A 13,150-nucleotide genomic window follows, 5' to 3' on the forward strand; every position below is an offset into this window, starting at 1 on the left:
CTCAGGCCGCCCTTCCCGTCAATCCCGTTGGCTTCACCAAGAGCACCAGCACCATCAGCACGAACACGACGGTGTTGGAGGCCTCGGGGTAGAAATATTTGGTCAGGCCCTCGATCACACCGAGCGCGAAGCCGGTGATGATGGAGCCCATGATCGATCCCATGCCGCCGATCACGACCACCGCGAACACCACGATGATCAGGTCGGCGCCCATCAGCGGCCGCACCTGGTTGATCGGCGCCGAAAGCACGCCGGCGAGCGCGGCAAGGCCGACGCCGAGACCGTAGGTCAGCGTGATCATGCGCGGCACGTTGATGCCGAAGGCGCGCACCAGCGTCGGATTCTCGGTGGCGGCGCGCAGGTAAGCGCCGAGCCGCGTCTTCTCGATCAGGAACCAGGTGGCCAGACACACCACCAGCGAGAAGATGACCACCCAGCCGCGATAGACGGGCAAGAACATGAAGCCGAGATTCATGCCGCCCTTGAGCTGGTCCGGAATGGCGTAAGGCAGGCCGGAGGAGCCGAAATAGTTCTGGAACACGCCCTGCACGATCAGCGCGATGCCGAAGGTCAGGAGCAGGCCGTAGAGGTGATCGAGCCCGGTCAGCCATTGCAGCATGGTCCGTTCCAGGATCATGCCGAAGATGCCGACGATGATGGGGGCCAGCAGCAACGCCCACCAGTAGTTGATGCCGCCGAGGTTGAGCAGGAAGTAGGCGACGAATGCGCCCATCATGTAGAGCGCGCCATGGGCGAAATTGATGATGTTGAGCATGCCGAAGATCACGGCAAGCCCGAGACTGAGCAGCGCGTAGAACGAGCCGTTGATCAGTCCCACCAGTAGCTGAGCGTATAGAGCCTGCATCGATCCCGCACCCGGTCCCTTCGGCGTTCCCCTGAAAGTCGCCCGCAGGCCATTAAGGCCTGCGGGCCGTTATCTTACTTCTTCAACAGCGCGCACTTGCTCTCGGAGAGCGGCGTGAAGGCCTGGTCGCCCGGCACCGTGCCGACGAGCTTGTAGAAGTCCCACGGTCCCTTGGACTCCGAGGGCTTCTTCACCTCGAACAGATAGGCGTTGTGGATGGTGCGGCCATTGGGCTGGATCTCGCCCTTGCCGAACAGATCGTCCTCGGTCGGCATCGACTTCATCTTCTCGACGACTTTGACGCCGTCATGCGAATTGCCGCCGAGCGCTTCCAGCGCCTTGAGGTAGTGGCGCACGCCCGCATAGACGCCCGCCTGCACCATGGTCGGTGGAGCGTTGTTCTTCATCTTGTCGGCGAAGCGCTTGGGGAAGGCCCGGGTCTTGTCGTCCATGTCCCAATAGAAGGTCTCGGTGAAGTTGAGGCCCTGCGCAGTCTCGAGGCCGATCGCCTTGACGTCGGTGAGGAACAACAGCAGCGCCGCGAGCTTCTGGCCGCCCTTGACGATGCCGAATTCGGCCGCCTGCTTGATCGAGTTGGTGGTGTCGCCGCCGGCATTGGCAAGGCCGATGATCTTGGCCTTGGAGGCCTGGGCCTGGAGCAGGAAGGACGAGAAATCCGGCGTGTTCAGCGGATGCTTGACGCCGCCGACGACCTTGCCGCCGTTGGCGGTGATGACGGCGGTGGTGTCGCGCTCGAGCGCTGCGCCGAACGCATAGTCGGCGGTCAGGAAGAACCAGGTGTCGCCACCGGCCTTCACCAGCGCCTGGCCCGTGGTGTGGGCCAGCATGTAGGTGTCGTAGGTCCAGTGCACGGTGTTGGGCGAGCACTGCGCGTTGGTGAGGTCGGAGGTCGCCGCGCCCGAGTTGATGTAGACGCCGTTCTTCTCCTTGACGACGTTGTTGACGGCGAGCGCCACGCCGGAATTCGGCACGTCGACGATGACGTCGACCTTGTCGACGTCGAACCACTGCCGCGCGATCGCGGTACCGATGTCGGGCTTGTTCTGGTGATCGCCGGAGATGATGTCGATCTTCCAGCCCTTCGCCGCAAGACCGGAATCTTCAACGGCCATCTGCGCGGCGAGCGTCGAGCCGGGACCGCCGAGATCGGCATAGAGGCCCGACTGATCGGACAGCGCGCCGATCTTGACGGTCTTGTCCTGCGCAAATGCGACGCCTGTTGCGGCGAAGGTGAGCGCGGTGGTCAGCAGCAATGACGCAATCGACCTGGTCTTCATGCAACGTTCCTTTTGAATTTTTCTCGTTGGCCGTTCTTCGGTTTGAGCACGATCTCTTCGGAAAACCGCTACACACTTTGTGCTAACGCGGCTCTCCCCATCCTGATCATGCTCTAGACACCGAGATAGGTGTGGAGCTTGTCCATGTTGGCGGCAAGCTCCGAATTGGAAAATCCGTCAATGATCTTGCCGTGTTCGACCACGTAGTAGCGGTCGGCGACGGTGGAGGCGAAGCGGAAGTTTTGCTCGACGAGGAGGATCGTAAAGCCCTCCTTCTTGAGCCGCGCAATGGTGTGACCGATCTGCTGGATGATGACGGGCGCAAGACCTTCCGTCGGCTCGTCCAGCATCAGGAAGCTCGCGCCGGTGCGCAGGATGCGCGCGATCGCGAGCATCTGCTGCTCGCCGCCGGACAGCTTGGTGCCCTGGCTGTTCAGCCGCTCCTTCAGGTTCGGAAACAGATCGAATATCTGCTCGAGCGGCAGTCCGCCGGCGCGGACCACCGGCGGCAGCAACAAATTCTCCCGCACGTCGAGGCTGGAGAATATCCCCCGCTCTTCCGGACAGAACGCGATGCCCATGCGGGCGATCTTGTCGGAGGTCGCGCGGATGATGTCCTGGTTGTTGAATTTGATCGAGCCGGCGCGCTTGCCGATGATGCCCATGATCGACTTCAGCGTGGTGGTCTTGCCGGCGCCGTTGCGCCCGAGCAGGGTGACCACCTCGCCGGCATTCACGTCGAAGTTGATCCCGTGCAGGATGTGGGACTCGCCGTACCAGGCTTCGAGGTTGCGGACCTGGAGGATGTTGCCGCCGGTCGCGGCCTTTGCCGGAGCTTCGGCCATCGCAGTCTCAGGCATGACCGGCTCCCAGATAGGCTTCCTTGACGCGCTCGTCCTTGGTGAGCTCGGCATAATGGCCCTGCGCCAGCACCTGCCCGCGCGTCAGCACGGTGATGATGTCGGAAAGGTTGGCGACGACGCTCAAATTATGCTCGACCATCAGGATGGTGTATTTCGCGGAGATGCGCTTGATCAGCGCCGCGATCTTGTCGATGTCCTCGTGGCCCATGCCGGCCATCGGCTCGTCCAGCAACATCATCTCGGGGTCGAGCGCGAGCGTGGTTGCGATCTCAAGTGCGCGCTTGCGCCCGTAGGGCATCTCGACCGCGGGCGTATTGGCAAACTCGCTGAGGCCGACATCGTTCAACAGCTCGCGGGCGCGGTCGTTGAAGCGGTTGAGCACGGACTTCGAGCGCCAGAAATCGAACGAGGAGCCGTGCTGGCGCTGGAGCGCGACTCGGACGTTCTCCAGTGCGGTGAGATGCGGAAATACCGCCGAGATCTGGAACGAACGAACGAGGCCCATGCGGGCCACGTCGGCCGGCGCCATCGCGGTGATGTCCTGGCCCTTGTACAGGATTTTCCCGGCAGACGGTTTCAGGAACTTGGTCAAAAGATTGAAGCACGTCGTCTTGCCGGCACCGTTCGGGCCGATCAGCGCGTGAATGCTCCCACGGCGGACTTTGAGCGCAACATCGCGGACGGCGAAGAAGCCCGCGAACTCCTTGGTCAAGCCTTCCGTTTCGAGAATGAACTCATCGGCCAAACAGATTTCCCCCTGCCCGCACGACGCGCTGGTCGCGCGTGGCTGTCCTTGTTTACTTCGGCTTTCCGGAGGCCTTGGAGCCTGTCCCGGAACGCCGCCTCCGGGCGCGGAATATGCCGGAGGTGACGGGGGTTAGGCAAGGCGGAAAGCTGAGCAGATCAGGCCTCCGGCTGGGATACAAATGCTCCCTTAGTCGGAGATGTTTTGATGCCGCCTGCCCGGCCTCCCGGTTCGCGAAAGCTCCGGTCATCAAGCCGTCGTTAACGGTCTTTCGTTCCCCGCGCCAGCCTTCATAGAAAATTTTCCCGCAACATGGATCATGTGCGGGCTTTTACATGCCGGGAATATTGTTTTGGATTTCTCAAGTGCTGCTCCCTCCGTCGTCAAGTCGATCCGGCAGCGTGATCTCCTGAACACGTGGCTGCGACTTTATGCGCGCGAGCAGATGGTGCCGGCAATCTGGGAGTATCAGCCGGCAAGACTCGAGGACGAGCTGTCCGATCTCATCTATTACACGGTGGACAGCTCAGCTCCGACGCCGCGGCTGACCATCCAGAGCGAAGGCACTCGCATCTCGCGCGCCTACGGACATACCGGCAAGGGCGTTCTGCTCGACGACTATATCGGGCCACGACTCGTGCCGTTCGTGATGCCGATCTATTACGAATGCGTCGCGCGCGGACTTCCGGTCTACAGCGTTGCCGATGTCGACGACATCTACGGCCGCGTCGTAGCCTATGAGCGCCTGCTGCTGCCGTTCCAGACCGACGGCAAGATCTGCCACGTCATCGCCTCGCTCAAGACCTTCTGCGAGGACGGCGGCTTCGAGATCAAGAATCTGATGCGCGGAAATGACGCGCTGCCACGCCCGAAGCTGCGCGCGGTGATCGACTGCGACCTGTTTCATCGTGCCCCCGGCCGCATTGCGGCGGCCGACGTGGTCGAGTTCGTCGATCAGCCCGGCGTCACCACCGAGATCATCGAGCTGAACTGACGCCCAGAGAGATCGGGCGTCGACCTATTTGGTCTTGACGTCCTTGGCATAGATGTCCGGCTTGAAGCCGACCAGCAGCTTGCCGCCGATCTCCAGCACCGGCCGCTTGATCATCGATGGTTGCGCTAGCATCAACGCCAGCGCCTTCTTCTCGGTGAGGCCTTCCTTGTCGGAATCGGGCAACTTCTTGAAAGTCGTGCCGGCGCGATTGAGCAGCGTCTCCCAGCCGACCTTGTCGCTCCACTGCTTGAGCTTGTCCTTCTCGACGCCCACCACCTTGTAGTCATGGAATTCATACGCGACGCCGTGGGTATCGAGCCAGGCGCGCGCCTTCTTCATGGTGTCGCAGTTCTTGATGCCATAGATGATGTTGGGCAAGACGTCCCCCGCGCATGCGTCGTATCGTGACCACGGCGTTGTACGAAACTCCGCGTCGCGCCACAATATTGCGAACGACGCCAACTCGCCCAACGGACATCCTATGCACGTCACCCACGATTCCGCAGCGGCCGCCTCGCCGACCATCGACTTCAACAGCTTCCTCGCGGTCGACATCCGTGTCGGCACCATCGTCGACGCAAAGCCGTTCCCGGAGGCGCGCAAGCCGGCCTTTCGGCTGTGGATCGATTTCGGACCTGTGATTGGCGTGCGCAAGAGCTCGGCGCAGATCACCGAAAACCACCCGCTCGAGACGCTGGTCGGACAACAGGTCGCAGCCGTCGTCAATTTCCCGCCGCGCCAGATCGGGCCGGTCGTCTCCGAAGTGCTGACGCTCGGTTTCCCTGATGCCGACGGCAAGGTGGTGCTGGTGCAGCCGAGCAAGCCAGTGCCGAACGGCGGGCGGCTGTTTTAGCAGCCGGGCCAGGCCATCGCCTCTCCGCGTTCGCAACCGAATAATCCTCCTCTTTTCCCGGCTCTGGCGGGTCGGACTTGACCAAAGTGCAGCTTGGCAATAAAATGACTGATCGATCGTTTTTTATTTTGATCGACCTTTTTTGGGTCACACCCCGCCGACAGCTAAAACGATCGATCAGTCAGTTATTTACGGACGGTCAAGATGCCCAAGATCAGCGACAAGCAGCGCGAAGGCCGGCGGCAGCAGATTCTGGAGGCTGCCCTCACCTGCTTCGCCGAGGACGGTTTCCACCAGACCGGCATGGCCGACATCGTGAAGCGGTCGGGGCTGAGCCACGGCGCGGTCTATCTCTACTTCCAGAGCAAGGACGATCTGATCGAGGCGCTGGCCGACGACCGGCATCGCCGCGAGGCCGTTCTCAACTCTGTCGCACAAGGATCGGGCGATCCGATCGAAGGCCTGCGCGCGCTGGTCCGCGTCTACGCCCAATGGCTCTCCGACCCTGCCGGCGAAGCGCGGCGACGCGTCGGCATCCATGGCTGGGCCGAAGCGCTGCGCAACCGCCGCGTCCGTATCAGCGTCGTCGAAGGCATCGACATGCCGCGTGCCCTGATCGTGGCACTGGTCGAACGCGGCCAGCACGACGGGCTGATCAAGCGCGATCTCGGCGCCGACGCGATCGCGCGTGTGCTGATCGCGATCTTCCAGGGCTTTGTGCTGCAGAAGTGCTGGGGCGAGGATTTTGACGTCGAGGCCTGCATGGCGGCCGTTGCTGGCGTGATCGATGGCTTCCGCACCACGAAGCCGGACGTGAAGCGACGAACCAGAGCATGACCGATGTCCTGGATTCATGAACTCCTCGCCGGCGCCGGCGTCGGTCTGGTCGCAGGGTTGGCATCGGGCTTCACCGGCACGAGCCCGGGTGGCGGCCTCGTGATCTTCTCCGTGCTGCTGCTCGGGGCCGAGCAACACGTTGCCCAGGGCACATCGCTGATCACGCAAATCCCCCCAACCGGCCTCGCCGGCGCGCGCCGCTACTGGCAGAGCGGCAATCGCAGTCCGCTGCAATGGATCATTTGGATCGGCGCTGGATTTCTGGTCGGCGGCGTGGGCGCGGCTATGCCGCGGCGTCGGTTTCGGACTCTGTTCTGCAATGGACTTACGTGGTCTATCTCGTCGCGTTGATCGCGCTTTTGATCCTGCGCCGCGAGCGCAAGGACGACGGCATCAAGGCCGGTGACGGCAATGAACTGCCCTGGCTGCCACTGCTCCTCATCGGCATGCTCGCCGGATTTTCCTCCGGCTTCATGGGCATCGGCGGCGGGCTCGCGATCACCGTCGGCCTCGCCGCGGGCCTGCGCGTGCCGCAACATCAGGCGCAACTTGTCAGCCTGATTTTCTCGGTGATCCCGACCAACATTCCGGCAGCCTGGATCTACTGGAGCAAAGGGCTGATGGTCGGCTGGCCGGCCATCATCGGCATCGTTGCCGGCCTGTGGATCGGCACCGACCTCGGCGCGCGCATGGCCAACGGCGTCAGCAAATCGGCGCTGCGCCGGGCCATGATCGCCCTCGTCTCGCTGATGGCGCTCTACATGGCGTACAAGGCGCTGAGCTGACCTCACGGCCGCTTCGGAATGTTCAGCCCGCGCTGCACCGCCGGGCGCGCCAGCCCGCGTTCAAGCCAGGCGCCGACCGACTTGAATTGATTGAACTCGACGAGATCGCCGGCGCCGTAAAAGCCGATGAGATTGCGCACCCAGCCCAGCATGGAGATGTCGGCGATGGTGTAATCATCGTCCATGAACCACTGCCGGCCGGAGAGATGCGTCTCCATCACGTCAAGCAGACGCTTGGCCTCGCTGACGTAACGATCGCGCGGTCGCTTGTCCTCAAAATCCTTACCGGCGAATTTGTGGAAGAAGCCGACTTGGCCGAACATCGGCCCGATGCCGCCCATCTGAAAATGCACCCACTGAATGGTCTGGTAGCGGCGCGCGGCGTCCTGCGGCAGCAGCTTGCCGGTCTTCTCCGCGAGATATTGCAGGATGGCACCGGACTCGAACAGCGGCAGCGGCCTGCCGCCGGGGCCATTGGGATCGAGGATCGCCGGGATCTTGCCGTTCGGATTGAGCGAGAGAAACTCCGCCGTCTTCTGGTCGTCCTTGCCGAAGTCGACGAGATGCACCTCGTATGGCAGCCCAATCTCCTCCAGCATGATCGAGACCTTGACGCCGTTCGGCGTCGGCAGCGAATAGAGCTGGAGCAGCTCGGGATGCTCGGCCGGCCAGCGCTTGGTGATGGGAAAGGCGGACAGATCGGACATCGGGACCCCGGCTGCGTTCGTGAGACGCCGCCTAATCTAGGCGAGACGGCGAACGGCGCAAGGCCGGGCAGTTGGCCGGATCATAATGGTCGGAGCAAATGGCTGGTTGCGTACACCACGTCGTGCTGCGCGCGCCGCTCGATGAAGAGCTGCCCGGTGACGAGAAGCGCCCCGGTGAAGACGAGCGCGAGCATCGCGGTCGCGAATTGACTGGCATCATTCATCGCGAGGAATTCTCCATAATCGGTTCGCACAGGGAACGCGGTCCGACCACAGGCAGTTCCTATATGCGTCAAATAAATTGCCGCTTTTTCCCGATCGATGGCCGTGCCGCGAGGCGTCTCAATAATTGATCTCCATCCGCAACCCGCGCGGATCGACCTCCTCGCCACCCACACGCTGCGTGCTGTCGCGTGCCGCGACCGCACAGGCGCAGGCGTCGATCAGATCGTCACGGCCGATGCCGGTGCCATGCCGCTGCGTCAGCCATTTTGGCAGGCGGGTGAAGCCGCGTTGCGCCAGGAGCGCGATGCGTTGCTCGCGGCCTTCCGCAGATGTCTTCCTGGCAAGCCGCACGCGGCCAGCGAGATTCCAGAAAATCAATTCCGGATGCGCTTCGCCGATCGCCGCCTGCCGCGCCGGCGTGATGATCGCATCGACGTCCCTGATCTTGTCCCTGATGTTCCAGAGCTGCGCCGACACACCCCTGCCCTTGCCCTCATGCTCCCAGTAGTGGCGATTGGCCGTCGCCATGTCGGGAAACGTCCAGAGGTCACGGCGCGCGCCGAGAAACACGGCGGGGCCAACGAGCTCGCGTGCGCGCAAATCGCAGGCCCGGTAGCCGCTCGGCTTCAATCCGATCGGCATGTCGATCATCGCGCGCGCATGCGGCATCGCGAGCAACCGCGTCAGACCGGGTGAGTAATCGAAGCCGTGCTCGCCGCGCTCGTCGATCCAGGCTGCGACCCAGCCAAAGCGAAACCCGTCGAGGCCGAGATAGTTGGACACGTCATACCGAATGAATTCGCGGTCAGCCTCCGACGGCCTGATAGGCCAGGCGCTTGAATTCGAAGAAGAACGGATTCCAGAAACCCATGTAGCGCTGGGCCATCAGCACGCCGGCGGTGTTGGCCTCCGGGCAGATCCACCAATGAGTGCCGGCGAGGCCGCCCCATTGGAATTCGCCAACGGAATTTGGCGGATCAAAGGGCGTCGGCGCGAAGGTGACAGCGCCGCCGAGACCAAAGCCCTTGCCGGGGATCGGCCCGAGATTGGCAAAGCGGATGGTCTGCCCCGATGGCAACTGGTTCGTCATCATGAGCCGCAGCGTGTCGGGCTTGAGCAGCGCATCCGAGCCCGGCAGCAGCGCGCGGACCAGCGCCAGCATGTCAGGCAAGGTCGAGACCAGACCACCGCCGCCCGACAGCCGCGGGAACGGCTGCCGATAGGCCTGCGGGTAAGGCAGATTGTCGGCCCGCGTCAGGCCCGGCTTCATGGGATCGAGCACGTCGCGCCGTTGTAGAGCGCCACCAGCCTGCCCTGCTGCGCCTCCGGCACATGGAAGCCGGTATCGGTCATGCCCAGGGCATCGAAAATGCGCGCCTTAAGGAAGGCATCGAGGGATTTGCCCGACACCACCTCCACGACGCGGCCGAGCACGTCGGTCGCCACCGAATATTCCCAACCAGCGCCGGGATGATAGGACAGCGGCAGATCGGCGAGCTTGTCGATCATGTCGGCGAGCGGCGTCAGCGGATTGAGCACGCGCGCTTCGTTATAGCCCTTGAACAGCACCGTACCGGGATCGAAGATGCCGTAGCTGAGGCCGGAGGTATGGGTCAGAAGCTGGCGGATCGTGATCGGACTTTTTGCCGGCTCGACATCGGCAAGGCTCGTCGCGCCCTGCTTGAGCACCTTGCGGTTGCCAAGCTGCGGCAGGCATTTCTCGATCGGGTCATCGAGCCCGATGCGGCCTTCCTCGACCAGCAGCATGATCGCGCAGGTGACGAAGATCTTGGTGTTGGAAAACGCACGGAAGATGTGGTCGGGACGCAACACAGTGTTCGCCTCGCGATCGGCGAAGCCGACGCACTGCTGGTCGACGACCTCCCGGCCGCGCAGCACCGCCCAGGATACTCCGGGAATGATCTCCTGATCGACGTAGCGCTGCATCGCAGTCCGCGCGGCGGAAAAATCAGGTGTCCTGGCGTCCATGTGTCCCCCCAATGATGGTTGGGGATGGATATAGCGCGCTTTCGCTGGAAATGAAGACCGCCCCTGAAGGGCGATCATCCCTGCTTCATCAGCGCGGTGACGTGGAGCTGTCGCCGGATGCGCATGCCCTGCCGCTGGTACAGCGCGATGGCCGAGGTGTTGTTCGAAAACACGTGCAGGAACGGAATCTCGCCGCGCGCCTCGATCCGGCGCGCGACCGCCGCAAGCAGCGCCTGCGCGTAGCCGCGCCCGCGATAGTCGGGATGCACGCAGACGGCCGTCATCTCCACGAACTTTCCCGGCTTCATCCGCTCGCCGGTCATCGCGACCAGCTCGTTGCCGGCGCGGATGCCGAGGAATGTGCCGAGCTGGTGCGTCCGCGCGGCGAAAGGCCCGGGCTTGGTCAGTTCCGTCAGTGCCATCATGGCGGGAACGTCAGCAGCTCCCAGCGTGACGATCTCGGCATCGCGCAGCGGGCTGTCGGCGGGCGAGCCGATCATCTGCTCGCCGGTCTCGGCGAGCACGACCTTGAAGCCGGCGGGAACGTCGACCGGCTCGGGCGTGAACAGCGCGGCGACCTGCGAGCCCGACATCAAATCACCGAGCGCGGCGAAGCTCGCTTCCGACATGTCCACCATGTCGGCGAACGGCGTCATGTCCTGGGGATAGCGCAGCGCGCGCGCACCGCCCTCCGCCAGATGCTTCTGGCTCGTCGTCAGCGCGCTCCAGATCGGGCGATCCAGCAGCGCCTCATCGCGGTCAGACACCGGACCCTAGTCCTTGTCGAAGCTGACGATGACGGCGGCATTGGCGATGAGGATGGGGTCGTTGGCCACTTCCGTGGCCGAGGGAATCTCCAGCCCGCCCTTGACCGCGGTGACGGTCACGGTGCCGTAAGGCAGCTCCTTGGCAACGGCCTCCTTGTCCACGGCCTCCGGATTGGGCACGCCGATCGTGACATCGACGAACATGTCGTTCGCGGTCTTGCCGATCATCCGGAAAAACCCGAGGCTCGAATGCCGGATGGCATCGGACACCGCGCGCTTCGCTGCCTTGGTGGCGTCCCTGCCGTGAACGTCGACGCCCATGCCCATCTCGGTAACGCAGCGAACACGTGTCATGTTCATTCCTGTCAGTGCTGGAGTTCAGAGGGGCTGACCTTCTGCGATCCGCGCCTCCCGCACAAGCGCCTTTTCGCGCAGGAAATATGCACTGCGGTCCTCCTCCTGCGCGTTCACGACCGCGCGAATGCGCAGCAAATCCTTGCGCGCGACGAGGCCCACCACACGATGACTAGCGCGATCGACCACCGGCAAACGCCCGAGATCGGAGGCCACCATGAGATCGGCGACCCGGCCCAGCACGTCGTCGGGATGTGCCACCACGGCCGATGTGTCCGAGACGACGTCGTCGAGCGTTGCGGCGTGGTGATCGCCCTCGGTGCGCCAGCGCAGCACGTCAGCACGGGTCACCATGCCGGTGAGCCGTCCGTCGGCGGCGACCACGGGATAGGATTTGTGACGGCGCTGATCCGAGGTGAAGAACGTGACCGCTTCGTCGATAGGCATGTCGACGGGCAGCGTGTCGACTTTCGTGACCATGACATCGGCGGTGCGCATCAGCTCGAACGGATCGATCGCGTATTCGCGGGTGATGTGCTGGCCGCGGCGCGCGATCTTCTCGGTCAGGATCGATCGCTTCAGCAACAGCACCGTGACGGCGTGCGCCGCCCCGGTCGCCGCCAGCAACGGCAGCAGCATGTCGATATTGCCGGTCAGCTCGATGGCGAACATCACGCCGGTCAGCGGCGAGCGCATCGTGCCGCCCATCATCGCGGCCATGCCGACCAGCGCCCAGAATGATGCGCCACCTGGAAGCACAAGTCCCTCCATCCAGCCCGCCGTGCCGCCGAGGATGAGCAGCGGCGCCAGCACGCCGCCTGATGTGCCCGAACCCAGTGCGATCACCCAGATCGCGGATTTCACCAGCAAGAGCCGGATCGCCTCGTCGCGCACCATGTGGCCGGAGAGCAGATCGGCGATGACGTCATAGCCGACACCGAGCGCGCGCGGATCAATCAGTCCACCAAGGCCGACGATCAAGCCTCCGAGCATCGGCCACCACATCCAGTGCAACGGCAGATGGTCGAACAAATCTTCGATGGCGTAGAGCAGCCGCGTCATCAGTCCAGATTGCAGGCCGGCCACGATGCCGACGCCGATCGCAGCTGCGAGGCCCCACCAGGGAAGGTCCGGCCGTTCCGCGAACGGAAACAATGGCCCCGTCCCGAACAGCAGCGGACGCCAGGCGGCCGAGATCACGGCGCCGGTCACCACAGGCAGGAAGCTGCGCGGTTTCCATTCGAACAGCAATAGCTCGACGGCGAGCAGGACCGCTGCGATCGGCGTGCCGAAGATCGCCGTCATGCCGGCCGCCGCGCCCGCGACCAGCAGCGTCTTGCGCTCAGCGGCGGTGAGATGAAAACACTGCGCGAAGATCGAGCCGATCGCGCCGCCGGTCATGATGATCGGGCCTTCGGCACCGAACGGCCCGCCGCTTCCGATCGACACCGCCGAGGACAGCGGCTTCAGGATGGCGACCTTCGGCTGCATCCGGCTGCCGCCGATCAGGATCGCCTCGATCGCCTCGGGGATGCCGTGGCCGCGGATCTTCTCCGATCCGAACCGCGCCATCAGGCCGATCACGAGACCGCCGAGCGCCGGTGCCAGCACCATCCAGAGCCCCGGATGGGCGTTCGCCAGCGAGACGTTCTCGGTGCTGACATGGCCGAACCAGACCAGGTTGGTCACCAGCGCGATCAGCTTCAGCAGCACCCAGGCGGCCCCTGCCCCAAGGCTGCCGACCACCAGGGCCATGCCGATCAAGACCAGCACACGGCGGTCGGCGGTGAAGTCTCCGGGCTTGCCGCGAGGACGCGGGAGCCCGCCGGTGATGTCCAGGGTCTGGCGCATGAATTGCTCTATTCGGG

Annotated in this window: 14 protein-coding genes and 2 pseudogenes; 4 read left to right on the forward strand and 12 right to left on the reverse strand. The window is 63.7% G+C overall.

Going from position 1 to position 13,150, the window contains the following annotated elements; genetic code table 11:
• Position 1: 1 nt before the first annotated feature.
• The 4 genes from FOM02_RS22455 to FOM02_RS22470 form a co-directional block, all read right to left on the reverse strand.
• Positions 2–865: a branched-chain amino acid ABC transporter permease gene (locus FOM02_RS22455; protein WP_027557529.1), complete on the reverse strand. Its 864-nt coding sequence runs from the start codon at positions 863–865 to the stop codon at positions 2–4.
• A gap of 74 nt (positions 866–939) precedes the next feature.
• Entirely contained in the window at positions 940–2,163 is a 1,224-nt protein-coding gene (locus tag FOM02_RS22460; protein ID WP_265442130.1) for an ABC transporter substrate-binding protein, read from the reverse strand.
• A 113-nt stretch (positions 2,164–2,276) separates the two neighbouring features.
• Positions 2,277–3,023: an ABC transporter ATP-binding protein gene (locus FOM02_RS22465; protein WP_027557527.1), complete on the reverse strand. Its 747-nt coding sequence runs from the start codon at positions 3,021–3,023 to the stop codon at positions 2,277–2,279.
• Positions 3,016–3,771: an ABC transporter ATP-binding protein gene (locus FOM02_RS22470; protein ID WP_027557526.1), complete on the reverse strand. Its 756-nt coding sequence runs from the start codon at positions 3,769–3,771 to the stop codon at positions 3,016–3,018. Before FOM02_RS22470 ends, FOM02_RS22465 begins: the two co-directional genes overlap by 8 nt.
• 319 nt (positions 3,772–4,090) lie before the next feature.
• Between FOM02_RS22470 and FOM02_RS22475 the strand changes: the two genes are divergently transcribed.
• A complete protein-coding gene (locus tag FOM02_RS22475) occupies positions 4,091–4,765 on the forward strand; it encodes a hypothetical protein (protein ID WP_027557525.1) in 675 nt (224 codons plus the stop codon).
• A gap of 24 nt (positions 4,766–4,789) precedes the next feature.
• On the opposite strand, the gene FOM02_RS22480 is transcribed toward FOM02_RS22475, so the two are convergent.
• The gene (locus FOM02_RS22480) at positions 4,790–5,143 is read right to left on the reverse strand and encodes an ArsC family reductase (RefSeq protein ID WP_027557524.1); all 354 of its coding nucleotides are present in this window, start codon (positions 5,141–5,143) and stop codon (positions 4,790–4,792) included.
• A 103-nt stretch (positions 5,144–5,246) separates the two neighbouring features.
• Between FOM02_RS22480 and FOM02_RS22485 the strand changes: the two genes are divergently transcribed.
• The 3 genes and pseudogenes from FOM02_RS22485 (at position 5,247) to FOM02_RS22495 (ending at position 7,240) form a co-directional block, all read left to right on the forward strand.
• Positions 5,247–5,618, forward strand: a complete 372-nt coding sequence (locus FOM02_RS22485; protein ID WP_027557523.1) for a tRNA-binding protein — start codon at positions 5,247–5,249, stop codon at positions 5,616–5,618.
• A 204-nt stretch (positions 5,619–5,822) separates the two neighbouring features.
• A complete protein-coding gene (locus FOM02_RS22490; RefSeq protein WP_027557522.1) occupies positions 5,823–6,455 on the forward strand; it encodes a TetR/AcrR family transcriptional regulator in 633 nt (210 codons plus the stop codon).
• 3 nt (positions 6,456–6,458) lie between these two features.
• Positions 6,459–7,240: pseudogene (locus tag FOM02_RS22495) on the forward strand (sulfite exporter TauE/SafE family protein).
• Between the two features lie 2 nt (positions 7,241–7,242).
• Here the strand turns inward: FOM02_RS22495 and FOM02_RS22500 are convergent.
• The 7 genes and pseudogenes from FOM02_RS22500 to FOM02_RS22535 all read right to left on the reverse strand — a co-directional run bounded on the left by FOM02_RS22500 (position 7,243) and on the right by FOM02_RS22535 (position 13,133).
• On the reverse strand, positions 7,243–7,947 hold the full coding sequence (locus FOM02_RS22500; RefSeq protein WP_027557520.1) for a glutathione S-transferase family protein: 705 nt from the start codon (positions 7,945–7,947) through the stop codon (positions 7,243–7,245).
• Positions 7,948–8,027: 80 nt separating this feature from the next.
• Entirely contained in the window at positions 8,028–8,171 is a 144-nt protein-coding gene (locus tag FOM02_RS22505; RefSeq protein WP_167336515.1) for a hypothetical protein, read from the reverse strand.
• Between the two features lie 118 nt (positions 8,172–8,289).
• Positions 8,290–8,955, reverse strand: coding sequence for a DUF429 domain-containing protein (locus FOM02_RS22510; protein WP_027557519.1), 666 nt, complete (start codon positions 8,953–8,955; stop codon positions 8,290–8,292).
• A gap of 22 nt (positions 8,956–8,977) precedes the next feature.
• A pseudogene (locus FOM02_RS46880) lies at positions 8,978–10,161 on the reverse strand (serine hydrolase domain-containing protein).
• A 74-nt stretch (positions 10,162–10,235) separates the two neighbouring features.
• The gene (locus tag FOM02_RS22525) at positions 10,236–10,928 is read right to left on the reverse strand and encodes a GNAT family N-acetyltransferase (protein ID WP_027557517.1); all 693 of its coding nucleotides are present in this window, start codon (positions 10,926–10,928) and stop codon (positions 10,236–10,238) included.
• Between the two features lie 6 nt (positions 10,929–10,934).
• Positions 10,935–11,282 (reverse strand): Lin0512 family protein, encoded by a 348-nt coding sequence (locus tag FOM02_RS22530; RefSeq protein ID WP_018646107.1) that lies wholly within the window; start codon positions 11,280–11,282, stop codon positions 10,935–10,937.
• Between the two features lie 24 nt (positions 11,283–11,306).
• Positions 11,307–13,133 carry a chloride channel protein gene (locus FOM02_RS22535; RefSeq protein ID WP_051377935.1) on the reverse strand — a complete coding sequence of 609 codons (1,827 nt, stop codon included), beginning with the start codon at positions 13,131–13,133 and terminating at the stop codon, positions 11,307–11,309.
• Positions 13,134–13,150 lie beyond the last annotated feature (17 nt).

Origin of the sequence: Bradyrhizobium sp. SEMIA (assembly GCF_014844175.1) — a bacterium.
Lineage (GTDB): Bacteria > Pseudomonadota > Alphaproteobacteria > Rhizobiales > Xanthobacteraceae > Bradyrhizobium > Bradyrhizobium arachidis.